Source organism: Lactococcus hircilactis, from assembly GCF_009601015.1.
Taxonomy (GTDB): Bacteria; Bacillota; Bacilli; order Lactobacillales; family Streptococcaceae; genus Lactococcus; species Lactococcus hircilactis.
In genome coordinates, this window is record NZ_WITJ01000006.1 from 40,448 (window position 1) to 64,570 (window position 24,123).

Here is a 24,123-nt window from a genome sequence, read left to right on the forward strand (position 1 = left end):
GAGAACTGATGAGCTGGAGTTTTTTACCGCATTATTTGCCTTATTTTAATGATGGAATGGTTTTTACTATCATTATTTCAATTTTTGTTGTTGTTTTTGGAACCATTCTTGGCATTTTACTTGCCCTTGGAAAGATGTCTAAAATCGCTCCGTTACGCTGGATTTTAAATGCGTATATCGAAATATTTCGTGATACACCCATGTTGGTTCAAATCATGGTTGGCTATGCAATCATGGGGGGAGCCAATTGGCCAACAGTCCATGTTGGTATTTTAGCAGAAGATTTAGGACGTCTTGTTCCTGGAATTTTGATTTTATCACTTAATTCTGGTGCTTATATGGCTGAGATTGTACGTGCGGGGATTGAATCTGTTCCTGCAGGGCAAAGAGAAGCTGCATATTCGCTTGGAATTCGTCCTGCTCAAGCGATGTCAAATATCATTTTACCGCAAGCGGTGAGAAATATTTTACCCGCTGTTGGGAATGAATTTGTCACAATCATTAAAGATAGCTCGTTACTTTATACTATTGGCGTGATGGAAGTGTTCAATGGGGCGTTGACTGTTGGAACGATGACTTATCAGACGTTGTCTCCAATGTTGTTTGCTTCACTTTATTATTTCATTGTCTGCTTTGCGTTGAGCCGCTTGTTGTCACGTTTTGAAAAGAAACTTGGAAAGGGATATGTGAAATGAACGACTATTTAATTGAAATTAAAAATCTTCATAAAAATTTTGGAAAAAACGAAGTTCTAAAAGGACTGGATATCCAAATTAAAAAAGGCGAAGTGGTTGTGATGATCGGACCTTCAGGCTCTGGGAAATCTACTTTTCTTCGCACGATGAATCTGCTTGAGAGTCCTACAAAAGGTGAGGTGTATTTTGAGGGCACTAATATTGCTGATAAATCCGTTGATGTATTTAAACATCGTGAAAAAATGGGGATGGTTTTTCAACAATTTAATCTTTTTCCTAACATGACGGTTTTGGATAATTTAACCCTAGCACCTGTAAAAACAGGAAGACTCAGTAAAGAAGAAGCAGAAAAAAAAGCACACGAGCTCCTTGAGCGTGTTGGCATGTCAGATAAAGCACAAGCTTATCCTCAAAGTCTTTCTGGAGGACAGCAGCAGCGTGTTGCCATTGCTCGTGCATTGGCGATGACACCTGATGTGATGCTCTTTGACGAACCAACCTCAGCACTTGATCCTGAGATGGTTGGCGAAGTTTTGAATGTCATGCAAGAGTTGGCAAAAGAAGGCATGACAATGGTTGTGGTCACACATGAGATGGGCTTTGCTAAGAATGTCGCAGATCGCGTGTTATTCATGGCTGACGGCGTGATTGTTGAAGAAGGAAAACCAGAGCAAGTCTTTGATCATCCACAAGAAGCACGCACACAAGATTTTTTGGCTAAAGTATTGTAAACTGAGCGTTCTGTCAGTACTGACAGCCCTTAAAATGCTGAGTTCTGTTTATTTTGAGCAGTCTAAAAACATTAAAGGACAAAGCTTAAATCAAAAACAAGTGCTTTAACTTCTCTCTAAGTTCTGTCAGTACTGACAGAACTTTTTTTCAAAATGGAATATCTCAATAACTTTTTTCGAGACTGTGGTATAATGAAGATAAGAATCTAAAATGTGTGTGCATTTTAGCGAATGAAAATCAAGTGTTTAAGACAGAAAAGAGTTCCTATGAAATTTGAAAATATCAATGAAAATACCATTAAAATAAGTTTAACTTTTGAAGATCTATCAGAACATGATGTAAAATTATCTGATTTTTTCCAAAATCAACAAGTTATTGAACAATTGTTTTATGAGTTGGTTGATGAATTGGGCCTTGAGAATCGCTTTAATCAAACTGGAGTCCTGACGTTCCAAGTCCAGCCCCATCCTAAAGGCGTTCATTTAATTGTTTCAGAAGAACTTTTAGGGGATGGAGATGGTGAAATTCCTGATGATCCAGAAGAATTTGAAGAAATGATGAATGGATTTTATAATAAACTCAATGAAATTGGATCTAATATGGCTGCAGAGCGTGGAATTAAAGATTTTAATCCGGGATTAAATATTTCTGGATACAGTAATCTCAAAGAAAAACCTAAAGAAGTAGATTTTATTTTTTATGCCATTCGATTTGCAGATCCAATGTCTGTACTCGAGGCAGTTAAGAATGTTGTTTTTAGTGAAGAAACTTCCGAGTTATTTGAATGTGACGGTGCATTTTATCTGGTGGTGCTTGATAGCATCAAAAAACATGGTCACCTTCAAGTGGATAGTATGCGTGCGCGGTTGATGGAATTTGGGGCGCATTCAGAGTATAGTCGTGAGTACTTACAAGAGTATGGTCATTGTTTAATTTCAGATCATGCGATGGAAAAACTCAGAAAAATTTAAAGGTAGCCTATGTCAATTTCATCAATGCCCTTTGTGCTAAAATTTTTGATTGTTTTGATCATTACATTTAGTATTTCACTTCTTTTAACACCGCTGATGACGTTTGTCTCAAAAGCGATTGGTGCAGTGGATAATCCTAACGCAAGGCGGGTCAATAATAAGCCAATGCCAACCGGTGGAGGACTTCCGATTTACATTGCTTTTGTCATTACGACGCTGATCATTCTTCCAATGATTGTACATGTCCAGCCTGCGTTCATCTCAACTATCCCTCTAAAACATGGCACACCACCGCATTTGCAGTCGTACTTCAATTACGTCTTTCCGTTTGTGATTGGTGGTGGAATCATTGTTTTGACGGGACTGATTGATGACATTAAAGAAATTTCACCTAAAATGAAATTATTAGGTCAAACGATTGCAGCTGTTTTTATCTGGTTTTTCACACATGCGCGACTGGATAATATTAAAATTCCATTTGGTGGACCATTGGTCATTTTCCCAGAGTGGTTATCCTTTATTTTTACCGTTTTTTGGATTTTAGCCATCACCAATGCGATTAATCTCATTGATGGTTTAGATGGATTAGCCAGTGGAGTTTCTGTGATTTCGCTGAGCACAATGGGATTAGTTTCTTATTTCTTTTTGCAAAGTCCCAACGTTTTTTTACCGATCACGATTTTTGCGTTGGTCGCTGCGATCATGGGATTTTTTCCTTATAATTATCATCCTGCCATCATTTTTTTGGGGGATACTGGCGCATTGTTTTTAGGCTTTATGATTGCAGTGACATCTTTGCAGGGCTTGAAAAATGCGACTGCTGTGGCAGTTGTCACGCCACTTTTGATTTTGGGAGTCCCACTGACAGACACAGTGATGGCGATCATTCGACGCCGATTAAATAAACAAAGCATTACTGCTGCTGATAAGCGCCACTTGCATCATCGCCTGATGGCTCTTGGATTTACGCATCGAGGAGCGGTCTTGATTATTTATGGGATTGCAGGAATTTTTGCGTTTATTTCCATCATTCTTCAAGTTTCTAGTCGATTGGGTGGTGTTTTACTTGTCATTGCGTGTTTATTTGGATTAGAAATTTTTATTGAATTAGTTGGGATTTTAGGTGAAAATCGTCAACCCATGTTAAAAGCACTGCGATTCATTGGAAATTCGGGCTATCGTGATGCAGTTTTAAAGCATGAAAATTATGAAAAAAATCAGGATAATGAAGACACGATTGAAGTGGATATTCCGATCATTTCCCCAAAAAATACGGAGAAAAAACCGGCAGCAAGACTGAGTCGGGTGAATAAGGATAAAAAAGAGTAAAAAAATGAAAAAAAACAGCTTGGTTTCTACCATTTCCGCTGTTTTTTTGTTAGAATAGAACTGTTTAAGAAAAATGTCAAATTAAATTGACAAATTAAAAATAGACAATACAATTCACTCTATTTTCAGTTGAAAAGAAAAAGAAGAATTGTAAGTAAAGGAGCGATATGTCAACTTTAGAAATCAAAGATTTGCATGTAGGCGTTGATGAAAATGGCGTACACACAAATATCCTCAAAGGGGTGAATTTAACAATTAACACGGATGAAATTCATGCGATTATGGGGCCAAATGGAAATGGGAAATCCACACTTTCAGCAGCGATTATGGGAAATCCACATTATCATGTGACACAAGGTGAAATTTTATTTGATGGAGAAAATATTTTAGAGATGACCGTTGATGAACGTGCACGTTTGGGCCTTTTTCTTGCGATGCAATATCCAAGCGAAATTCCTGGCATCACGAATGCAGAATTTTTACGTGCTGCGATCAATGCGCGTCGTTCTGAAGAAGATAAAATCAGCGTGATGGCGTTCATCAAAAAATTGGACAAAAATATGGACCTCTTGAACATGAAAGAAGAAATGGCTGAACGCTATTTAAACGAAGGTTTTTCAGGAGGTGAAAAGAAACGCAATGAAATTCTTCAGCTTTTGATGTTGGAACCTACATTTGCGATTTTGGATGAGATCGACTCTGGACTTGATATTGATGCACTCAAAGTTGTTGCTAAAGGCGTGAACTCGATGCGAGGAAATAAATTTGGTGCGATGATCATTACACACTATCAACGGTTGTTGGATTATATCACACCAGATTACGTCCACGTGATGATGGATGGTCGCGTTGTAAAATCTGGTGGCGCAGAGCTTGCGCTTCGCCTTGAACAAGAAGGGTACACAGGAGTCGCAGCAGAACTCGGTTTAGATTATAAAGAAGAAGAATGAGGAGGTTATGGTCTTGATCTTTGCGGTTACGTGATGTGACTGTCAAGGAAAAAGGGATCAAAAATGGTATGAACGAAGAAATATTAAAATTTTCTCAGGCCCATGCTGAGCCTGTATGGTTAAAAGAACGCCGCCTCAATGCTGCTCAAATTTTTGAAACATCAAACGTTCCGTTCATTGAAAAAGTACGTTTGGATCGTTTTAAATTAGACGAATTAAAAATTGCTGAATCAGAAGTTTCATCAAACGTGCCTTCGTTTACTGAAGTGTCTGATCATCCTGTTTTAGCACAAGTTGGAAGTCAAACGGTCTTTGAACAACTGACGCCAGAGCTTTCAGAAAAAGGCGTGATTTTCACAGATTTCTCACAAGCACTGACAGAAATTCCAGAAGTGATGGAAACGTATTTTTCAAGTCTTGTGACTGCTGACGAAAATAAGTTGACAGCTCTAAATGTGGCAGCTTTTAATTCTGGTGCTGTCCTTGTTGTGCCAGATCATGTTGAAGTTAAGGTTCCACTTGAGAGTTTATTTTATCAAGACCGCTCAAGCGATGTTCCGTTTTACAAGCACATCTTGATTGTAGTCGGAAAAAACAGTAAAGTGGATTATCTTGAACGTTTTCAAAGTTTGGGCGATGGAAATCAGCAGGTTAAAGCGAATATTGTTGTTGAAGTCATTGCAAAAGATGGGGCACAAGTCAAGTTTTCTGCGATTGATGAATTGGGTGAAAACGTCACTGGATTTATCACACGTCGCGGATTGATTGGTGAGAATGCAAGTATTGATTGGTCTATCGGTGTGATGAACGATGGGGATATTGTTGCAGATTTTGATAGTGAATTGCGAGGTCAAGCGAGTCATAGTAATATTAAAGCTGTCGGGATTTCCACAGGAAAACAAATTCAAGCCATTAATACGCGCGTGACGAATTACGGAAAAAATTCAGTCGGTCACATTTTACAAAATGGCGTCATTCTTGATCGTGGGACATTGACGTTTAACGGGATTGGACACATCATTCACGGGGCTTCTGGAGCAGATGCACAGCAAGAAAGTCGTGTATTGATGTTGACTGATAAAGGACGTGGAGATGCGAATCCAATTCTGTTGATTGATGAAAATGATGTCACTGCAGGTCATGCAGCATCCGTTGGTCAAGTGGATGAGGAAGATTTGTTTTATATGCAATCGCGTGGAATTGATGAAGAAACGGCCAAAAAGCTTGTCATTCGTGGTTTTCTTGGTGCAGTTGTAACAGAAATTCCAATTAAAGCAGTACAAAAAGAATTCATCGAGACAATCGATAGAAAGCTGGACATTTAAAATGTTCGATCCCAAAGCAATCCGGAAATCTTTTCCGGTATTAGATCAAAAAGTCAATGACGAACCATTGGTTTATTTAGATAATGCGGCCACAACGCAAAAACCGTTGTCAGTACTGACAAAAATTCAAAGGTACTATGAAACTGATAATGCAAACGTGCATCGTGGGGTTCATAGCTTGGCTGAGCGTGCCACAGCAGATTATGAAGCAGCACGAGAAAAAGTGCGTGCGTTCATCCATGCGCGCTCAACAAAAGAGATTTTATTCACACGTGGGACCACAACATCACTCAATTGGGTTGCGAAATTTGCAGAACAATGCTTAAGGCCACAAGACGAGATTTTATTGTCTATTATGGAACATCATTCAAATCTTGTCCCTTGGCAGCAAGTGGCTGAAAAAACAGGGGCAAAAATTCAGTTTGTCGGGCTTAAAAATGGCGAACTTGACATGGAAGCACTCAAAAATAAACTCTCAGATCGGACAAAATTTGTCTCGATGACGCAGGTGTCAAATGTATTAGGATGTATTAATCCTGTTAAAGAAATTGCACAATTAGCACATGAACACGGCGCTTACATGGTCGTTGACGGTGCACAATCGACGCCTCACATGGCGATTGATGTGTGTGATATGGATGCAGACTTTTTTGCATTTAGTGGACACAAGATGCTTGGTCCCACAGGGATTGGCGTTTTGTATGGAAAAGAAGCGCTGCTCAATCAAATGAACCCTGTCGAATTTGGCGGTGAAATGATCGACTTTGTTTATGAAGATCACTCGACATGGACAGAGCTGCCTTGGAAATTTGAAGCAGGAACACCAAATATTGCGGGGGCAATTGGACTTGGGGCAGCGATTGATGAGCTGTCAGCACTGACAATGACCGATGTCGCGGCTCACGAACATGAGCTCATCAGATACGTGATGCCCAAACTGCGCGCAATTGAAGGACTAACGATTTATGGCCCTTTAGATGATGAAAAACGAAGCAGCGTTATTGCATTTAATCTTGCAGGACTACATCCACATGATGTAGCAACTGCGCTTGATATGGAAGGTGTTGCTGTTCGTGCAGGACACCACTGCGCTCAACCATTGATTACCCGTTTAAATACGGAAGTTGGAGCGACAGCGCGCGCGAGCTTTTATATTTACAATACAAAAGCAGATTGTGACAAACTCGTAGAAGCACTTCTTAAAACAAAAGCATTTTTTAGTTTTTAACAAGAAAAACATCTTGTTTGACAGATAAAAATAAAAATAAGGAGTCTAAAAATGGTAGTAAAAGATAAAGTTGTTATTATCACAGGTGCATCATCTGGTATCGGAGAAGCAACAGCACGGATACTAGCTGAAAAAGGAGCAAAAGTCGTCCTTGCAGCACGTAGAGAAGAAAAACTCCAAATATTATCAAAAGAACTCGGCGATAATGTCATTTATAAAGTCACAGATGTCACAAGAATGGCAGATTTAGAAGCTTTAGCTCATTTTACGTTAGCGCAATTTGGCAAGATTGACGTTCTTGTCAATTCCGCAGGGTTATCTCCTTTTTCTAATCTAATCGATAAACACGTTTCCGAATGGGACGCGATGATTGACATCAATCTCAAAGGAACTCTTTATGGGATTGGTGCTGTTTTACCTTATCTTGTCGCGCAACAGTCAGGACAAATTATCAATTTATCATCTATTGCAGGACACGTCGCTCATTCAGGAAGTGCCGTTTATTCAGCGACTAAGTTTGCTGTTCGTGCGCTTTCAGATAGTTTGCGCGAGGAGATGGATAAAGCACACACAAAAGTGCGTGTAACCGTGATTTCACCAGGTTGGACAGATACACCAATCACCCAGTCAATTACGGATGAAAAATACAAAGCAAGTACACAAAAAGCAATGGCAAATAGTGGAATGCCAGTTGAACGCGTTGCAAACACGATTGTAGAGGCAATCAATCTCCCAGAAGACAGTGAATGGAATGAAGTTATTCTGAAGTCAAAAAACTAAGGAGGAGAAAGATGTTATCCCACAAATTTTTAGAAGCCTTAGAATACGAAAGCGCAATTTCTTTGACATCGTGGGCAGAGAGAATAACCCCTCAGGTCACAGCAGACGCGCGCGTACTTGCACCAGCTATAGAAATGTACAAGCTGGAAAATGACATTGCTTTGAATGATAACCTTCACAGCATCATTGATATTTGTGAAGCTAAAGGACATCATGGTTATGGCATCGGTTTTAGACGCACCTCAAAAACAGTATTGATTAGCACAGGAAAGAAATTGGATAGGATGAAAGAAAAATATCCTATCTTACGTAAAGTTTTAGTGCTAATCCCAACAGATTTGGAGCAATTATAATGGCACTTACAAAATTAGATAATCTTTATCGTGCCGTCATTTTGGATCACTCAGCACATCCAAGACACGCTGGTGAATTAGAAGTCGGATGCGTGATTGACTTAAATAACCCGACCTGTGGCGATGTGATTCGCTTAACAGTAGCGTTTGACGGCGAAAAAATCTCAGATATCGCATTTAGTGGGCATGGATGTACGATTTCCACGGCCTCAGCTTCAATGATGTCAGAACTCGTTTTAGGAAAAACAAAAGCACAAGCGCTTGAACTGGCACACGTCTTTTCAGAGATGGTGACTGGAAAATCAGATCCTGCTCAAGAAAATCTTGGGGATGCTCAGTTTTTAGCTGGCGTTTCTAAATTTCCAGCACGCGTAAAATGCTCAACACTTCCTTGGAATGCGTTGAAAAAAGCACTCGATCAAGAAAAATTGACGAGTGAAGTTGCAAATGCACACTAAAAATCACCCATTCACATTTTAAAATTGAGTGATGAAAAAATTGGAAAGGTAAAAATATGACTGAAGAAATCCCAGAATTGGGCGAATATAAATTCGGATTCCATGACAATGCGGAACTCGAATATACAACAGGACTTGGTTTGACTGAAGAAGTCATTCGCGAAATTTCAGCAACGAAAAAAGAACCAGAATGGATGCTTGATTTCCGTTTGAAATCTTTTGAAGTATTTAAAAAGATCGATTTACCAAAATGGGGACCGGATTTAACGGATATTGATTTTGATGATATTGTGTATTATCAAAAACCATCTGCAAAAGCGGCTCGAAATTGGGAAGATGTTCCAGAAGAGATCAAAAATACATTTGAGCGTATCGGAATCCCAGAAGCAGAGCGTTCTTATCTTGCTGGAGCTTCTGCACAATACGAATCAGAAGTCGTTTATCACAACATGAAAGACGAATTTGAAAAGTTAGGAATCGTCTTTACAGATACAGATACTGGATTGCGAGAATATCCAGAACTGTTCAAAAAATACTTTGCAAAACTCGTTCCTCCAACAGATAATAAATTGGCTGCATTGAATTCCGCTGTTTGGTCAGGTGGCTCGTTTGTTTACGTGCCTAAAGGGGTGAAATGTGAGATTCCAATTCAAGCGTATTTTAGAATCAATAACGAAAAATCAGGACAGTTTGAGCGCACACTGATTATTGTGGAAGAAGGAGCATCCATTCAGTATGTTGAAGGATGTACTGCTCCGACATACTCCGCTAGCTCATTGCACGCTGCTGTGGTTGAAATTTTTGTTGAAGAAGGGGGATACATGCGTTATTCGACCATCCAAAACTGGTCAGATAATGTCTACAATCTCGTAACAAAACGCGCGACAGCTAAAGCCAATGCAACAGTAGAATGGGTTGATGGTAATCTTGGGTCACGTGTATCTATGAAATACCCTTCTGTCTTTTTGGACGGGCCAGGAGCACGTGGGACAATGTTGTCCATTGCATTTGCAGGTGAAGGACAAAATCAAGATACAGGGGCAAAAATGATTCATAATGCACCAAATACTTCAAGTTCTATCATTTCAAAATCCATTTCTAAAGGTGGCGGTGCAGTAAATTATCGTGGACAAGTGAAATTTGGACCAAAATCTAAAAAATCAGCATCTCACATTGAATGTGACACGATCATTATGGACAATCTCTCACGTTCAGATACAGTACCGTATAACGAAATCCACAATTCACAAGTTGCCCTTGAACACGAAGCAAAAGTGTCTAAGATTTCTGAAGAACAGCTGTATTATTTGATGAGTCGTGGATTGACAGAAAAAGAATCCACAGATATGATCATCATGGGCTTCATTGAACCATTTACAAAAGAATTACCAATGGAATATGCCGTCGAATTAAACCGCTTAATCTCGTATTCTATGGAAGGATCAATTGGATAAATTTCTTGATTTTAGAGCAAAAAAAAACACCGTTCGGTGTTTTTTTATTGCATTATTTTTCTTGTGCAACTTTTTGCTCTGGTTTAACGACAGTTTTCACTCCGACTTTGTTAAAGTGTTTGCTTCCGCCGCTTTTACGGTTACGTTTCCCAGCTTTTCTTGATTTATAAGCCATTTTTGGTATCCTTTCATTATTTCTAACGCCAAAAATGGCATCATTCATTTTCTTATTCTACCATAATTGTGCGCGTCTTTCAAGATTTTCTGTTGTTTGATGGTGCATCATAAAAAAGAAGTCGTTTTAAGCGATTTTTTTCTGTCAGTACTGACAGAAAATTTTCGAGATGCCCTTAAATCAAAAGTATGTTACTTTTTTTTAAAAAAAGCGAAAAAGTATTTTGATTTTCGCAAACGAACTGTTATAATTAAAGAAGTGTGTTTTAACAATAAAAGTTAGGGGAAAAGATGGAACATACCTCGTTTGAAGCTGGAAATAAAAAGATTCTGACTAAAATTTGGCAATTTTTTTACAGAGATAAAGTTTTTTTAATTTCTTTCTTCATTGCGCTCAATGCAATGGTTTTTGGGCAAGCGCATTTTACAACTAAGTTTTTTGATTGGAAAGTCATTGCGACGGTTTTTGGATTAATGCTTGTGATTGGTGGGTTTAGAGAATCTGGACTTTTGCGCTATATCGGTGAGACGATGGTCAGTAAATCCAAAACAACGCGACAACTCGTCCGTTTTACAACGAATTTGACTTTTTTCTTAGCTGTATTTTTTACCAATGACCTCACGATTTTGACCATGCTTCCATTGTATCTCTACATTACAAAGCACGTCGAAAATCGAAAAAGTGTTTATTTAGGTGCTGCGTTTATTGTGCCAGCCTGTCACATGGGCTCAACCTTGCTTCCATTTGGAAACCCTCATAATCTTTATGTTTATAATTTTTTCCACATGTCCACCAATAATTTAGAATTTTTCAAAGGAACGATTCCAATGTGGTTAATGGGATTACTTGTTTTAAATCTCGCGTGTTTTTTAATTGATCGTGATCCGATTCATGTTGATACAAAACCCAAAGATTTTAATATCGTTGAAGTGATGGTTTTTGTTGCATTGATGGTGTTAATGGCAACTTCTGTTTTTACAAAGGTTGCGATTGGGGGAATAAATTTCTACTGGTTTGCAGCAGGAATCACTGCTTTAATTGTATTTCTTTATAAACGTGAATTATTTAAAACTGCCGATTATCATCTGATTTTGACCTTCATGTGCTTCTTTATTATTGTTGGAAATCTTGTGGATATTGATCAAATTACAACGTTTGTGTCTCATATTGGATCCAGTTCTCAAGGTGCATTTCTTGGCACGGTTTTGATTAGTCAGGTAATTTCAAATATCTCCTCTGCTGTTTTAATGTCTCCTTTTACCAGCCATGGGATGGCCGTTTTATTGGGAGCTGATGTTGGTGGCGTCGGAATGCTTACAGCGTCTATGGCCACGTTGATTGCTTACAAAGTCATTGCCATTCAAGCGCGCGGAGAATTAGCAGGATTTGCGAGATATTTTGCTTATTGCATGGTTGCTTTCTTGATTATTTTATCCGTTTTAGGATTGATTGTTGTTTCTGTCATTTAATTCAAAGTTGGCGAAAGTCAGCTTTTTTTCTTTTGAAGACTTGTTCTTTTTTAAGAAAACGAGTATAATAAAACAAAAATAAAAAAGGAAATGATTATGGAAATACGATACGCTAGGGTTTCTGATGCGCAAGCTTGTCTTGAAATTTATACCCCTTATGTCTTAAATACAGCGATTACGTTTGAATTAGAAGTGCCAACACTCAAAGCATTTGAAACACGCATTCAAAAAATTTCCACTGAATTTCCTTATTTAGTGGCGTGTGAAAATGGAGAAATTCTAGGGTATGCGTACGCTTCACGCTATCGTGAGAGAAAAGCTTACGATTGGGTCGTTGAACTCTCTATTTACGTGAACAAAAATGCACAAGCACAGGGGCTTGGGACAGCGTTATATCACACGTTGCTGTCAGCACTGACAAAACTTCATTATCAGCGCGCGTATGCGTGTATCACGTATCCTAATGATCAAAGCATTCAATTTCATGAAAAATTGGGATTTGAACCGATTGGACAATTTAAAAAATCAGGCTATAAGTTTGAAAAATGGTTTGACATCCTCTGGATGGAGCTTGCGCTACAAGAAAGTGAAAAACTAGCCCAAGTTCTTCTTTTGTCAGCACTGACAGAACGTGAAAAAAATGCTCTCATCCAATAAACGACAAAAAAATTGCTGTCAGTACTGACAAAAAGGCAATTTTTTATTTTGTCAAAAATATAAGAATAAAAGTAAGATATAATTGACTTTTAGAATATTATAGTTTATAATTTGTTTAAAAGAAAAAGAAGGAGTACGATGGAAAAAAACAAAAATTTGAAACTGAAAGCAGCACGAACACTCCTTGGAATGACACAAAATGATCTCGCTATCGCTGTGGGAGTGACCAGACAAACCATCGTTGCTGTTGAATCTGGAAAATATAATCCGACCATTACACTTTGCCTTGACATCTGTCATGCACTCGGTAAAACACTAGATGAGTTATTTTGGCAAGACGATAATGACCAAAATGAAAGAAGGGATAAAAAATGACGCAGCATCAATGGGGGTTTTTCTTTGGAATAATTTTTGGATTTTTGATTCTTTTTATCGCGTTTTGGGTGAGAAGAAAACAAAATAAAAATCGAACGCACTACGACGAGCGTCAAAAACTGATCCATGCGATCGTAATCAAACATAGCTTCATCCTCTTGATTGTCCTTCTCTTTGTAAACAGTGCAATCGTTACGATAATCACACCTTACACGAGTCCGATCAGACAAAGTTTGATTCTTTGTGGTGTGGTAAGTTTTTATTATATGCTTGAGCTTAACATTCGTGGAGCTTATTTTGGGATGGATATGGATCGTAAAAAAATCCGATTCTATAAGCTCTTATGGTGTTTTTATCTATTGACCTTCATTCCAGATCTGTATCGATTTATCAGTGGACGACTCCAGTGGCAAATCAAAGGAGTTTTGAGTGATGCTGGGGCACATTTCTTACTTTGGTTATGGCTATTTGCACTTTACAGTATCATTGTTTGCTTTTGGGAATTGAATGCAAAAAGAGAAAAAAAAGAAAATAAATTATAAAAATTAGAAAATTATTTCATTTTGATTAAAAATGGATTGTAGCAGATTTGTGAAAATGATATAATGAGTTTAATTTAAAGCCATAAAAAAGGAGAATCGGATAAAAAACGAGCAATAAACTGTTGAAAAAAGTGAATCACGAATGCTCTTTTTGCTGCGATAAGCGGTTTAAGAACATCAACTTTGAGTGAAAAGGAGACTCATGACTTTAAAACTAGAACACGTCACAAAGCGATTTGGTGAAAAAATTGCAGTGAATGATTTAACGATGCAGATTCAACCTGGCGAGGTGCTGGGTTTGATCGGACAAAATGGGGCGGGAAAAACGACCACTTTTCGAATGATTTTAAAATTTATCACCTTAGATCAAGGTGAAATCACATGGAAAGGAGAAGCGATTAGTCAAAAAACAAAAGAAAGAATCGGTTTTCTTCCAGAAGAGCGTGGTTTATATCAGAAAATGACGGTAGAAGATCAGATTTTGTACTTTGCTGAATTACACGGGATGAAAAGATCTGATGCGCGTGTGCAATTGCAAGAATGGATGAAGCGTCTTGAAGTCGTTGGAAAAGCAACGGATAAAGTACAAACATTATCAAAAGGAAATGCTCAAAAAGTTCAATTTATCGCAACACTTTTACACCAACCAGATTTTCTGATTTTAGATGAACCCTTTACTGGACTCGATCCAGTTAATACAGAGCTTTTACGTAATGAAATAAAACGATGTCGAGATCATGGTGCAGCGGTCATTTTTTCAAATCATAATATGAGTGATGTGGAGCGATTATCAGATACATTAGTGATGCTAAAAGATGGTCAAACGATTTTGCACGGAACAGTGCAAAAGATTCGTGAAGCATACGGTAGAACAAGAGTGTATGTTGAATCAAAAGTACCAGATCAGGATTTACTCAACATCCCAGGGGTTTTATCACTGACAAAACAAGGCTCAGGGCGGTCCATCAAGATTGAACACTCAGACATTGGACGAGAAATCTTTAAAACTGTCACACAAGAAGGGTATGTCCAAGCTTTTGTTCAAGCACCGCCTTCTTTGGATGAGATTTTCAGAATGGAAGCTTCAAGCCATCAACCACTTGATTAGGAGAATTAAAAATGAAAAATCAAACTTGGCTTGTTGCCAAAAATATCTATCGAAATCGGATTAAAGGAGCAGGATTTTGGGCATTAGTCCTCTCCCCCTTTTTAATGGCTGCCATTTATCTTGTGATCGGATTAGTCGTAAGTTCGGGGGTGAACGCGACACCACATTTGGCTGTTGTGAATGCCCCAATCGTCGCAAAAGTCTTAAAACAAGATCATTCACTTAACGTTGACATCAGTGAAGTTTCAGAACGTTCAAAAGCACAAGAAAAACTCTCTAAAGACAGTATCGACGGCTATCTCATTCAAGATGGTGGCTCCTATACGATTGTGACAGGAAAAAAATCTGCTGTAAAATTTGATCAAACCAGTTTTCAAGCTGCACTCAGTCAGCTTAAGATGAGTCAAACGGCTCAAAAATTGGACATTAGTGCTGCAAACGTTCAAGCATTGCTCACTCCTGCAAAATTAACGATTCAAACGCAAACGTCGGCTGGAAAAACATCCGAAGCTGGCGATCAAATGGGCGCAAATATCGCAGTAGGAAGCGTTTCTTCAATCTTAATTTTCGTTCTTTTGATGATGTATGTGGGCATTATCGGACAAGAAATCGGAAATGAAAAATCTAGTCGAATCATGGAGACCTTGCTTGCAGCAACGAGCTCAAATGTTCAATATTACGGAAAAATCATTGGTGTGATTTTACTTGCGTTCACTCAAATTGGTATTTATGTTGTTGGATTTGCAGCATTGTATCCATTTATCAAAACACAAGCTGTGGTGATTCAGATTCAGTCAATGTTGAGTGGAATAGATCTTGGATTTGGCATTTATCTTGCACTAATGACTTTAGTAGGCATTTTGGGTTATCTTTTTCTTGCGTCAATTGTTGCGTCTTTGGTTAATGAACAAGCGCAGGTGCAGCAAGCCACACAGCCGATTGCCTTTCTTTCGATGGTCGGCTACATTGGTGGAATCGCGGGTGCTGCGGTTCCTGGAAATCTCATTTTAAAAGTGCTGAGCTTTATTCCATTTGTCAGTCCGACATTGATGACATCAAGATTTGCCATTCAATATGCAACGGCCACACAAGCTTGGATTGCTCTTTTTCTGCAACTCGTAGGTACGGTTTTGATTGCAAAAGCAGGAGAGAAAATCTACGCACGCAACGTGCTTTCTTATAGTGATGACAAGATTATGACGCAGTTGATTAGAAATATCACTGGCGCGGAAAAATCTAAACCAAAAAAAGAAAAGAATTTAGATCAAAAAAAGAAAAGAATTCAACCGTGGCGCGTGATTTTAGCTGTTGTTATCATCATTATTGCGCTAATTTATCGCTTTTTTATCAAATAAAAAAATTAAAACCAGTGACAATGTGCTGGTTTTTTCGTATAAAAAAGTATGGAAAAACTAATCGAATGGTTCAAACAAAATGTAAAAATACTGATCATTGGTGGTCTTGCACTTTGTCTAGGTGGGGGTTTTTATCTCGTGACACAACCTAAAAATCCACCAGAAACGTTTTCGCCTTCTGACATTACTGCTGTCAGCACTGACAAAAAAGCTGTCAGTACTGACAGTCATCAGGGTTCAGATTTTTCAAAAGAAAAAGCATCTGAAAAAATAGAAGTCGATCTTAAAGGAGCAGTAAAAATTCCTCGTGTCTATACGATGCCTAAAGATTCGCGTGTGGATGAACTCATCCAAATGGCTGGTGGATTTACGTCAGAAGCGGATCAAAACACGGTCAACCTTGCTGCAAAACTCAAAGATGAGTCCGTCATTTATGTGGCTAAAAAAGAAGAACATGCGCCATCAGTCGCCCAAACTGCAGAGATTACAATACCGAATGCTTCGTCAGCACTGACAGAAAATTCGGCTACTCAAAAAGTCAATATCAATACTGCTGATCTTACAGGATTGCAAACGTTGAGCGGTGTTGGGGCGAAAAAAGCACAGGATATTATTGATTATCGTACGCAACACGGTCCATTTCAAAAAGTTGAAGATTTAGGAAATGTCAAAGGATTCGGCGATAAAACAATAGAAAAATTGAAAGAAAACATCACTGTTGATTAAAAAATTAAATGTCCCACTTGTTTTTTTGGCACTCCCATTGATTGTCCTTTATTTTTGCATTTTCACTCCCAATTTAACACTTTGGTTTTGTTTTTTTGCTTTCCTTTTCTTACTTTTTTATCGAAAATATTGGAAAATATTCCCGATTTTATTTGTTTTTGGGCTGTATTTTTCTATTGTTCATGTGCAAAGTGAAAAGCTTGAGCACACTCCGATTGCAACCCTCACAAGCGTCATTCCGATTTCAGATACCATCCAAGTCAATGGTGATCTTTTGAGTTTTCAAGCGCTCAGTCATCACAGAAAATTTCAGGTGTATTATCAAATCAAATCAAAACAAGAGCAGCAGTTTTATAAAACATTATCAAAAAATGTGATTTTGGATGTGGATGCGACACTTGAAAGTCCAGAAATAAAGCGTAATTTTAATGGGTTTGACGATCGTGCATTTCTTTTGAGTCAAAATATTGGGCAGATTGTCACGCTTCAAAAAATCAAAAAAATTACTGACTTAAGACCACAGTTATTTGATCTACGACTTTTGAGAAGGCGCGCGATTGTTTTTATTCAGAAGCATTTTAAAGCACCAGAATCAAATTACATGACCGGGCTTCTTTTTGGATTTCTCGGAAAAGATTTTGGCGAAATGACAGATCTTTATACGCGACTTGGAATCATTCATTTATTTGCTTTGAGTGGCATGCAGGTCAATTTTTTTATCGCAGGATTTAGAAAAATTTTGCTTCGGTTAGGGATGACAAAAGAAAAAGTCGGGATTTTACAACTTCCTTTTTCTCTAAGTTATGCGTTTTTGACAGGACTTTCTGTCTCTGTTATACGGGCGTTACTTCAAAAAAACATCCGTTTAAAAGGAATGGATAATGTTTCTGCAACACTCATTTTGATCCTGATTTTGATGCCAAAAAGCATGTTGAGCATTGGCGGTCAATTGACGCTCTTTTATGCATTTGTCATTCAAATGATAGCGCCCAAAGTAGAGCGTTTAGGAAAAATCAAACAAAGTTTAGTTTATGCGCTCGCCTTATCTTTTCTTGTTTTACCCGTTTTAATCTTTGATTTTCATGTGTTCCAACCGTTTTCAATTTTATTGACATTTGCCTTTAGTTTTTTGTTTGATGTTTTGCTTCTCCCCTTACTTTTATTGAGCTTTTTATTTTCATTTTTAGGCATCATTTTGCCGATTCATGCGTTGTTTAACGGATTAGAAGCTGTCATTCACGGGATTGATCAAATCATTCATTATCCTTTGGTTTTTGGATCAATTGGAAGCTGGACGTTTCTATTGCTGTTGATTTTAGCGGGGCTGTTGATTGATTTTTGGAAAAATAAGAACTTTCGATTGTGTTTATTTATTTTAATTTCCTTGTGTTATTTGAGCTGCAAAATTCCGCTTCACCCAAGCATTACGATGATGGATGTCGGACAAGGAGATAGTATTTTTTTGCAGGATCAATGGAATCGACAAAATATTTTAATTGACACAGGAGGAAAAGTCAGCTTTAAACAAAAATCAGAGTGGCAAAAGTCAATTTGTTCAAGTAATGCTGAAAATACCCTTATCCCAGCACTTCAAGCGAAAGGAGTCTCTCAAATTGATCATCTGATTTTAACACATACAGATGATGATCATGTAGGAGATTTTGTTACTTTGGCTGATAAAATAAAAATCAAAGAAGTGTGCGTTACACCAGGTGAATTAACGTGCCCTGATTTCATTAAAAAATTGAAACAAGCAAGGGTTTTGATTCATGTGCTTAAGGTTGGCGATAAGATTCCCATTTTTGATAGCAGCTTAGATGTTTTATCTAATGGATATACGCGTCACGGAGATAATAATGATTCTGTCATTACGTATGGAAATTTTTATGGCACTCACTTTTTGTTCACTGGTGATTTGGAGAAAAAGGGAGAATTAGAACTTTTAAAACAGTATCCGACGCTTAAAGTTGACGTTTTAAAAGCAGGACATCATGGCAGTAAAACGAGTTCAGCACCCGAATTTATTAACGCCATTCAACCTAAAATTGCTTTAATTTCTGTTGGAAAAAATAATCGCTATGGGCATCCCAACCAAGAAACACTTGTCACATTTAAAAAATATCACGTTGCAGTGTTCCGCACCGACCAACATGGTGCCATCGCGCTTACGAATCGCTTAAAACAATGGCAAATGACAACGGTAAAATGATATAATAGAGAAACAAAACTGTCAGTACTGACAGAAGATCAAACTGGTTTTCAAAAGGCTGACGAGAGAATGAAAAGGAGTGACCAATGGCCATTATCAGTCTTGAATATTATAGCGAAGTACTTGGGATGAATCGAGAGGTAAAAGTGATTTATCCAGAGCAAAATAAAGTCGAAAACTTTACAGGAAAAGAGATTCCTGTGCTGTATCTTTTACACGGAATGTCTGGAAATGAAAATTCGTGGATCAATCGCTCTGGAATTGATCGCCTAATCCGAAAGACCAATCTCGCGATTGTAATGCCGTCAACAGATTTAGGGTTTTATATCAATACCACATACGGCATGAATTATTTTGATGCAATTGCGCTTGAACTCCCAAAAGTGATTCACAACTTTTTTCCAAATTTATCAACAAAACGTGAGAAAAATTTCATCGCAGGGCTTTCTATGGGCGGTTATGGTGCGTTTAGATTAGCGCTTGGGACAAATACCTTCAGTTATGCAGCAAGCCTCTCAGGCGTTCTTACATTCAACGGCATGGAAGAACATTTTGATGATAACCCTGCTTACTGGGGCGGACTTTTCGGAACAATGGAAAATTTTAAAGGATCTGAAAATGAGATTCTTCCTCTTGCAGCACGTTTTGAGGGAGAACGTCCAAAATTGTATGCTTGGTGCGGAAAGCAGGATTTGCTCTATTCAGGCAATGAGTATGTCGCAAATGAGCTTAAAAAGATGAATTATGACCTCACTTATGAAACTGCAGACGGCATCCACGAATGGTATTATTGGACCAGAAAAATTGAAACGGTATTTGAGTGGTTACCGATTAACTACATCAAAGAAGAGCGCGCATTTTAACAAAAAAACAGTTCTGTCAGTACTGACAGCATTTCTTAAGTTAAAATAAAGTCTATCTTATTGCCAGGCTTTATTATAAACGTTGAACCTAAAAATTATTGTTATCTAAACCCTCTTAGTTGGGTTATTTCTGTACATTTTAAAAAACTTTTAGTCATTAAAAATTTTGCTTAAAGTTGTTTAGACCATTAAAAAGTGGTAATATAAAAAATAAATAAAAAATAGAGGAATGCATGAAAAAAGTAACAATTAAAGATGTTGCACTCAAAACAGGTCTATCAGTAAGCAGTATTTCTAGAGTATTTAATAATTATAGCGATATCAGTGCTGACACAATCAAAAAAGTGACTTTAGCTGCAAAAGAACTTGGATATACTCCCAATAGTGCAGCAAAGCAACTTTCAAGTAAGAGGAAAAAAATCATTGCTTTAATTTTGAATGAAATTAATGTCACTCGAGGTGTTGCAATGCCTCTGGAAATTTTGGGTGGAGTTGTTGATAATTTAGATAGAACTGATTATGAATTTGTTTTTTATGCAACGAATTCAGAAAAACAAACTCAAAAAAGTTTAAGACAATTTTGTAATGAAAAAGATATTACAGGATTGATTATTCAAGGGTTGCGAATTTCAGATCCCTATTATCAAGAACTTGAAACGTTTGATTTACCGACAGTTGCAATTGATTTGGATATTCAAAATGAAAGAATAGGAACTGTTTCAACAGACAATGTAAGCGCCACATTTGAAATGACCCAATTATTAAAGCAATCAGGAAATAAAAGGATTATCTTTTTAAATGGAACAAAAACTGCAACCGTTGCTCAAGCACGTGAAAGAGGATATCGAAAAGCAGTTCAGAATGCTCAAGTATATGATGCAAATTTCTCAGAAAGTGAAGCCTACAAATGGGCAATAAATTACAGTAATGAAAATGGATTTGCTCAAATTGACGCCATTTTTGCTGCAAGTGATTTGATGGCGATTGGAGTGATTAAAGCTTTTAGAACGTTGCATTTAGATCAAAAAATTGCAATTGTTGGGTTTGATGATATTACTTTGGCGAGCTATGTGACTCCTTCTTTGACGACTATTCGACAAGATATAGGAAAAATCTCTGAATATGCAGTAAAAGATTTGATTCGTCAGATTGAAAAAAATGAGATTAATCATCGATTTGTTCCATATCAGATTATCGAGCGAGAAAGTGCAAAAATAAAAATATAATTTTTTTATTTTTTCTTGACAAATGAAAACGATTACTATATAATGATCTTAGTTAACTAAAACGTTTTAGTTAGTGCTGTATTTTCCTCAGTTAAGAGGACGAAAGGCGAAAAACATGAGGTATTTGATGCTAATTCAACGTTTATTAGCAAGCTTGATTGATTTGATCATTGTATATCTTCCTTGCTTAATCCTTGTTCATCTTATTTTTTCAGAAAAAGAACTTTCAAGTATCGCTAATTTATTAGCTGGAATCTTATTTGTTTTATATAATATGATTTCTGAGAGTAGTTTTCAAGGAAAAACAATCGGAAAATTTTTTGCGAAACTGAAAGTTAAAACAGTATCAACTGAATTAATGGAAGTAGGACAGCGTGAATGTGCTAAGTTATTATATTTTTTACCTTTTATAGGGTGGGCTTTTATTGTGATAAGTTTGGTTCTTTACTTAACAAATCACAAATTTTTGCATGATATAATCGGCAGAAGCGAGGTAATAATCAATGTTTGATGAAAACCATTTACCTCTTTTCCTTAAAATGCCTGTTTTACCATTAGCCTTTGTTTTTATTTTAACAATTGCAGTAGCTTATGGTATTGCATGGGGGTATCGTAATGACTATGATGGTTTGAAAATGTTAAAAATGTATCTGATTTACGGTCTTCCTTTTTCAATACTCAGTATATTTTGGGCGGTATTATTTTGATTTTTCGAAATCAGCATTATTTTGATCATTTATAGATTCGAGATATTTTTTAATTGTAACTAAAACGTTTTAGTTAGTTCGATTTTCTAACATAAAAATAATAAAATCATAAAGGAGAACTAAATTGAGTCTGATGAATTATGATCAGAAAAAACTTTGGCAAATTGAACAACAAGGTTTTGACGAACAACTTCTGGGAAAATCCGAAGCAATAATGGCTTTAGGAAATGGCTACCTTGGGAGTAGATCAAGTGAGGAAGAAGCATATATTGGAGAAATTCGCGATACTTTTGTTGCTGGAACGTTTAACTCGTTTGACGAAAATGAAGTCACAGAATTACCTAATCTTCCTGATATGTGGGGAATGTCATTTATTTTTAATGGGAGACGTTTTTCACTTGTCAATGGTCAGGTGAGGGATTATAAAAAAAGATTGAATCTTAAAAATGGAGAATTAACGCGTGAATTTATTTGGGAGTTTGAGGATCTAAAAATGAAATTCGAGTTCCGACGCTTTGTATCTCAAGCACGTCGTCATTTACTTGTAAGTCATGTGCGATTGACCAATTTAACGCGTATTCCCATTCATGTCAAAATGCGATCAGGCATTAATGGACAAGTTTCAAATGAGGGAAGTCAACATTTTACAGATGGTGAAAAAGGATTAGTTGAGGGAAAATTTATTCAAATGATGCCCGTGACAACTCACTCAAAAATTCAAATTATTCAAACTGTGGAACATAAGTTTAATATAACGATTTCAGAAAGACCAGAAACCTGTCGCCGTTCCTTTTTTATGAATTACGATTTTGATTTAGACGTGGAGAGTACGATTAATATTGAAAAAAGAGGCTCAATTTACACTTCGAATGATAAAGATATAGAAGATCATGAATTAAGTGCCCTAAGATCTGAAGGGGTTCATGAACTTCAAAAGATTGATCATTTAGATTATGAATTACTTCTTCAAGAATCCGCACGCGTTTGGCAGAAAATTTGGGAGAAACACCCTATTGAAATAAAATCAGAAAACTTCCGCGATCAGCTGGCGATAAGATTCGCAAAGTATCACTTGCATGCTATGGCACCAAGTCACGACGAAAGAATGAATATTGGCGCAAAGGGACTATCAGGAGAAGGATATAAAGGCCATGCGTTTTGGGATACGGAAATATTTATGTTGCCTTATTTTAATTTTACTCATCCTGATATAGCAAAAAAGTTGGTCACCTATCGCTATTTGGGGCTTGATGGAGCACATAAAAAAGCAAAAATTAATGGATATGAAGGGGCACAGTATCCGTGGGAAGCAGCAAACCCTGCTGATGGGGAAGTCACACCTGTCTGGGGTGCAGCTGATATTATAACGGGGCAGTCCACAAAAATCTGGTCAGGATTTATAGAACAGCATATCACATCAGATGTTGCCTTTGGTGTGAAACAATACATAGATGTAACAGGTGACCATGAATTTGAACTCGAAAAAGGTGACGAGATTCTGATTGATACAGCAAAATTTTGGGCAAGTCGCCTAGAATATAATCATGCGCTTGATAATTATGAAATTCGAGATGTTATTGGTCCTGATGAATATAAAGAGCATATCAACAATAATGCCTATACAAACTATACAGCACAATGGAATGTCGCCTTTGCCATTAAGCTTATTGAAGACTTAAGGAGAGATGAACCTGATTTTTATGAAAAATTAGACAAAAAACTAAATCTGTCAGTACTGACAGAAAATTTGTCAGCTAAAGTTGATAAAATTTTCTTACCTAAAGCAACTGATGGAGGAATTATACCACAAGATGATAGTTATCTTACAAAAAAAGTAATAGATTTAAGTAAATATCGAGAATCGGATGGTGTGGATAGTTTATTTCATGATTTTAATTTGGAACAGGTCAATCAGATGCAAATTACGAAACAAGCGGATGTTTTACTTTTGATGCTGTTGTTTGAAGATTTGTTTGACCGCGATCAGAAGTTGAAAAACTTTGATTATTATGAGCCAAAAACAACTCATGATAGTAGTTTAAGCTTTTCTACACACGCGATTTTGTCTGCAGATTTGGGAAAACTTGAGCAATCTTATGATTTCTTTAATAAAGCCATTAATATTGATATGGGAGATTATATGAAGTCATCTGACGCAGGGATTCATGCAGCGAGTCTTGGCGGTATTTGGCAGATGATCGTGTTTGGATATGGCGGAGTGCGGATGGTGAAGAGTCGGCTTCGAATTGAACCCCATTTACCAAAAAAATGGTCACTTCTGAAGTATGGCTTTGATTATCGTGGAGAAAATATTTCTGTCAGTACTGACAGAAAACGAATGATTGTGACAAAACCAGATAATGGGCATGAGATCAAATTTTTGAATAAAGACCAAGAATATACTTTAAAAAGTCAATTAATAATTTCCATATAGGA

25 protein-coding genes are annotated in these 24,123 nt (G+C 37.3%); 24 read left to right on the plus strand and 1 reads right to left on the minus strand.

Annotation, left to right across the window (positions count from 1 at the left end; genetic code table 11):
* Positions 1 to 8 precede the first annotated feature (8 nt).
* From GHI93_RS05110 to sufB, 11 genes are all read left to right on the plus strand, one after another.
* On the plus strand, positions 9 to 695 hold the full coding sequence (locus GHI93_RS05110) for an amino acid ABC transporter permease (protein ID WP_153495997.1): 687 nt from the start codon (positions 9 to 11) through the stop codon (positions 693 to 695).
* The gene (locus tag GHI93_RS05115) at positions 692 to 1,426 is read left to right on the plus strand and encodes an amino acid ABC transporter ATP-binding protein (protein ID WP_153495998.1); all 735 of its coding nucleotides are present in this window, start codon (positions 692 to 694) and stop codon (positions 1,424 to 1,426) included. Before GHI93_RS05110 ends, GHI93_RS05115 begins: the two co-directional genes overlap by 4 nt.
* 267 nt (positions 1,427 to 1,693) lie before the next feature.
* Positions 1,694 to 2,398, plus strand: a complete 705-nt coding sequence (locus GHI93_RS05120) for an adaptor protein MecA (RefSeq protein ID WP_153495999.1) — start codon at positions 1,694 to 1,696, stop codon at positions 2,396 to 2,398.
* Between the two features lie 9 nt (positions 2,399 to 2,407).
* The gene (locus GHI93_RS05125) at positions 2,408 to 3,727 is read left to right on the plus strand and encodes a glycosyltransferase family 4 protein (protein WP_153496000.1); all 1,320 of its coding nucleotides are present in this window, start codon (positions 2,408 to 2,410) and stop codon (positions 3,725 to 3,727) included.
* A 167-nt stretch (positions 3,728 to 3,894) separates the two neighbouring features.
* Entirely contained in the window at positions 3,895 to 4,677 is a 783-nt protein-coding gene (gene sufC / locus GHI93_RS05130) for a Fe-S cluster assembly ATPase SufC (RefSeq protein WP_153496001.1), read from the plus strand.
* 68 nt (positions 4,678 to 4,745) lie between these two features.
* Positions 4,746 to 6,002 (plus strand): Fe-S cluster assembly protein SufD, encoded by a 1,257-nt coding sequence (gene sufD / locus GHI93_RS05135; RefSeq protein WP_153496002.1) that lies wholly within the window; start codon positions 4,746 to 4,748, stop codon positions 6,000 to 6,002.
* A 1-nt stretch (position 6,003) separates the two neighbouring features.
* A complete protein-coding gene (locus GHI93_RS05140) occupies positions 6,004 to 7,230 on the plus strand; it encodes a cysteine desulfurase (protein WP_153496003.1) in 1,227 nt (408 codons plus the stop codon).
* 51 nt (positions 7,231 to 7,281) lie between these two features.
* Positions 7,282 to 8,010, plus strand: coding sequence for an SDR family oxidoreductase (locus GHI93_RS05145; protein WP_153496004.1), 729 nt, complete (start codon positions 7,282 to 7,284; stop codon positions 8,008 to 8,010).
* Positions 8,011 to 8,021: 11 nt separating this feature from the next.
* Entirely contained in the window at positions 8,022 to 8,363 is a 342-nt protein-coding gene (locus GHI93_RS05150; protein ID WP_153496005.1) for an FMN-binding protein, read from the plus strand.
* A complete protein-coding gene (sufU, locus tag GHI93_RS05155; RefSeq protein WP_153496006.1) occupies positions 8,363 to 8,821 on the plus strand; it encodes a Fe-S cluster assembly sulfur transfer protein SufU in 459 nt (152 codons plus the stop codon). Before GHI93_RS05150 ends, sufU begins: the two co-directional genes overlap by 1 nt.
* A gap of 56 nt (positions 8,822 to 8,877) precedes the next feature.
* Complete coding sequence (gene sufB, locus GHI93_RS05160; protein WP_153496007.1) at positions 8,878 to 10,275, plus strand: Fe-S cluster assembly protein SufB; 1,398 nt, start codon at positions 8,878 to 8,880, stop codon at positions 10,273 to 10,275.
* Positions 10,276 to 10,327: 52 nt separating this feature from the next.
* On the opposite strand, the gene GHI93_RS05165 is transcribed toward sufB, so the two are convergent.
* A complete protein-coding gene (locus tag GHI93_RS05165; RefSeq protein WP_153496008.1) occupies positions 10,328 to 10,498 on the minus strand; it encodes a hypothetical protein in 171 nt (56 codons plus the stop codon).
* A 242-nt stretch (positions 10,499 to 10,740) separates the two neighbouring features.
* On the opposite strand from GHI93_RS05165, the gene GHI93_RS05170 reads away from it, so the two are divergent.
* The 13 genes from GHI93_RS05170 (at position 10,741) to GHI93_RS05230 (ending at position 24,121) form a co-directional block, all read left to right on the plus strand.
* Positions 10,741 to 11,919, plus strand: a complete 1,179-nt coding sequence (locus GHI93_RS05170) for an SLC13 family permease (RefSeq protein ID WP_153496009.1) — start codon at positions 10,741 to 10,743, stop codon at positions 11,917 to 11,919.
* Between the two features lie 96 nt (positions 11,920 to 12,015).
* Positions 12,016 to 12,576, plus strand: a complete 561-nt coding sequence (locus GHI93_RS05175) for a GNAT family N-acetyltransferase (RefSeq protein ID WP_153496010.1) — start codon at positions 12,016 to 12,018, stop codon at positions 12,574 to 12,576.
* A gap of 138 nt (positions 12,577 to 12,714) precedes the next feature.
* Positions 12,715 to 12,951 (plus strand): helix-turn-helix transcriptional regulator, encoded by a 237-nt coding sequence (locus GHI93_RS05180; RefSeq protein WP_153496011.1) that lies wholly within the window; start codon positions 12,715 to 12,717, stop codon positions 12,949 to 12,951.
* Complete coding sequence (locus GHI93_RS05185; protein WP_153496012.1) at positions 12,948 to 13,493, plus strand: hypothetical protein; 546 nt, start codon at positions 12,948 to 12,950, stop codon at positions 13,491 to 13,493. The genes GHI93_RS05180 and GHI93_RS05185 overlap by 4 nt, the downstream gene beginning before the upstream one ends.
* A gap of 202 nt (positions 13,494 to 13,695) precedes the next feature.
* On the plus strand, positions 13,696 to 14,601 hold the full coding sequence (locus GHI93_RS05190) for an ABC transporter ATP-binding protein (protein WP_153496013.1): 906 nt from the start codon (positions 13,696 to 13,698) through the stop codon (positions 14,599 to 14,601).
* Between the two features lie 11 nt (positions 14,602 to 14,612).
* Positions 14,613 to 15,956 (plus strand): ABC transporter permease, encoded by a 1,344-nt coding sequence (locus tag GHI93_RS05195; protein WP_153496014.1) that lies wholly within the window; start codon positions 14,613 to 14,615, stop codon positions 15,954 to 15,956.
* 48 nt (positions 15,957 to 16,004) lie between these two features.
* Positions 16,005 to 16,682 carry a ComEA family DNA-binding protein gene (locus GHI93_RS05200; protein WP_153496015.1) on the plus strand — a complete coding sequence of 226 codons (678 nt, stop codon included), beginning with the start codon at positions 16,005 to 16,007 and terminating at the stop codon, positions 16,680 to 16,682.
* Positions 16,675 to 18,891: a DNA internalization-related competence protein ComEC/Rec2 gene (locus tag GHI93_RS05205; protein WP_246177035.1), complete on the plus strand. Its 2,217-nt coding sequence runs from the start codon at positions 16,675 to 16,677 to the stop codon at positions 18,889 to 18,891. The genes GHI93_RS05200 and GHI93_RS05205 overlap by 8 nt, the downstream gene beginning before the upstream one ends.
* 86 nt (positions 18,892 to 18,977) lie before the next feature.
* Positions 18,978 to 19,754, plus strand: coding sequence for an alpha/beta hydrolase (locus GHI93_RS05210; RefSeq protein ID WP_153496017.1), 777 nt, complete (start codon positions 18,978 to 18,980; stop codon positions 19,752 to 19,754).
* A 233-nt stretch (positions 19,755 to 19,987) separates the two neighbouring features.
* On the plus strand, positions 19,988 to 20,980 hold the full coding sequence (locus tag GHI93_RS05215) for a LacI family DNA-binding transcriptional regulator (protein WP_153496018.1): 993 nt from the start codon (positions 19,988 to 19,990) through the stop codon (positions 20,978 to 20,980).
* Positions 20,981 to 21,107: 127 nt separating this feature from the next.
* Positions 21,108 to 21,491 carry an RDD family protein gene (locus GHI93_RS05220; protein WP_246177036.1) on the plus strand — a complete coding sequence of 128 codons (384 nt, stop codon included), beginning with the start codon at positions 21,108 to 21,110 and terminating at the stop codon, positions 21,489 to 21,491.
* Positions 21,484 to 21,687 (plus strand): hypothetical protein, encoded by a 204-nt coding sequence (locus tag GHI93_RS05225; RefSeq protein WP_246177037.1) that lies wholly within the window; start codon positions 21,484 to 21,486, stop codon positions 21,685 to 21,687. Before GHI93_RS05220 ends, GHI93_RS05225 begins: the two co-directional genes overlap by 8 nt.
* Positions 21,688 to 21,820: 133 nt before the next feature.
* Complete coding sequence (locus GHI93_RS05230; RefSeq protein WP_153496113.1) at positions 21,821 to 24,121, plus strand: glycoside hydrolase family 65 protein; 2,301 nt, start codon at positions 21,821 to 21,823, stop codon at positions 24,119 to 24,121.
* The last annotated feature ends 2 nt before the right edge of the window (positions 24,122 to 24,123 follow it).

Excerpts from the sequence above, each read along its gene's own strand:
- GHI93_RS05110 (WP_153495997.1), top strand. The coding sequence starts at position 9 with ATGAGCTGGAGTTTTTTACCGCATTATTTGCCTTATTTTAATGATGGA.
- GHI93_RS05115 (WP_153495998.1), top strand. The coding sequence starts at position 692 with ATGAACGACTATTTAATTGAAATTAAAAATCTTCATAAAAATTTTGGA.
- GHI93_RS05120 (WP_153495999.1), top strand. The coding sequence starts at position 1,694 with ATGAAATTTGAAAATATCAATGAAAATACCATTAAAATAAGTTTAACT.
- GHI93_RS05125 (WP_153496000.1), top strand. The coding sequence starts at position 2,408 with ATGTCAATTTCATCAATGCCCTTTGTGCTAAAATTTTTGATTGTTTTG.
- sufC (WP_153496001.1), top strand. The coding sequence starts at position 3,895 with ATGTCAACTTTAGAAATCAAAGATTTGCATGTAGGCGTTGATGAAAAT.
- sufD (WP_153496002.1), top strand. The coding sequence starts at position 4,746 with ATGAACGAAGAAATATTAAAATTTTCTCAGGCCCATGCTGAGCCTGTA.
- GHI93_RS05140 (WP_153496003.1), top strand. The coding sequence starts at position 6,004 with ATGTTCGATCCCAAAGCAATCCGGAAATCTTTTCCGGTATTAGATCAA.
- GHI93_RS05145 (WP_153496004.1), top strand. The coding sequence starts at position 7,282 with ATGGTAGTAAAAGATAAAGTTGTTATTATCACAGGTGCATCATCTGGT.
- GHI93_RS05150 (WP_153496005.1), top strand. The coding sequence starts at position 8,022 with ATGTTATCCCACAAATTTTTAGAAGCCTTAGAATACGAAAGCGCAATT.
- sufU (WP_153496006.1), top strand. The coding sequence starts at position 8,363 with ATGGCACTTACAAAATTAGATAATCTTTATCGTGCCGTCATTTTGGAT.
- sufB (WP_153496007.1), top strand. The coding sequence starts at position 8,878 with ATGACTGAAGAAATCCCAGAATTGGGCGAATATAAATTCGGATTCCAT.
- GHI93_RS05165 (WP_153496008.1), bottom strand. The coding sequence starts at position 10,498 with ATGAATGATGCCATTTTTGGCGTTAGAAATAATGAAAGGATACCAAAA.
- GHI93_RS05170 (WP_153496009.1), top strand. The coding sequence starts at position 10,741 with ATGGAACATACCTCGTTTGAAGCTGGAAATAAAAAGATTCTGACTAAA.
- GHI93_RS05175 (WP_153496010.1), top strand. The coding sequence starts at position 12,016 with ATGGAAATACGATACGCTAGGGTTTCTGATGCGCAAGCTTGTCTTGAA.
- GHI93_RS05180 (WP_153496011.1), top strand. The coding sequence starts at position 12,715 with ATGGAAAAAAACAAAAATTTGAAACTGAAAGCAGCACGAACACTCCTT.
- GHI93_RS05185 (WP_153496012.1), top strand. The coding sequence starts at position 12,948 with ATGACGCAGCATCAATGGGGGTTTTTCTTTGGAATAATTTTTGGATTT.
- GHI93_RS05190 (WP_153496013.1), top strand. The coding sequence starts at position 13,696 with ATGACTTTAAAACTAGAACACGTCACAAAGCGATTTGGTGAAAAAATT.
- GHI93_RS05195 (WP_153496014.1), top strand. The coding sequence starts at position 14,613 with ATGAAAAATCAAACTTGGCTTGTTGCCAAAAATATCTATCGAAATCGG.
- GHI93_RS05200 (WP_153496015.1), top strand. The coding sequence starts at position 16,005 with ATGGAAAAACTAATCGAATGGTTCAAACAAAATGTAAAAATACTGATC.
- GHI93_RS05210 (WP_153496017.1), top strand. The coding sequence starts at position 18,978 with ATGGCCATTATCAGTCTTGAATATTATAGCGAAGTACTTGGGATGAAT.
- GHI93_RS05215 (WP_153496018.1), top strand. The coding sequence starts at position 19,988 with ATGAAAAAAGTAACAATTAAAGATGTTGCACTCAAAACAGGTCTATCA.
- GHI93_RS05220 (WP_246177036.1), top strand. The coding sequence starts at position 21,108 with ATGCTAATTCAACGTTTATTAGCAAGCTTGATTGATTTGATCATTGTA.
- GHI93_RS05225 (WP_246177037.1), top strand. The coding sequence starts at position 21,484 with ATGTTTGATGAAAACCATTTACCTCTTTTCCTTAAAATGCCTGTTTTA.
- GHI93_RS05230 (WP_153496113.1), top strand. The coding sequence starts at position 21,821 with ATGAATTATGATCAGAAAAAACTTTGGCAAATTGAACAACAAGGTTTT.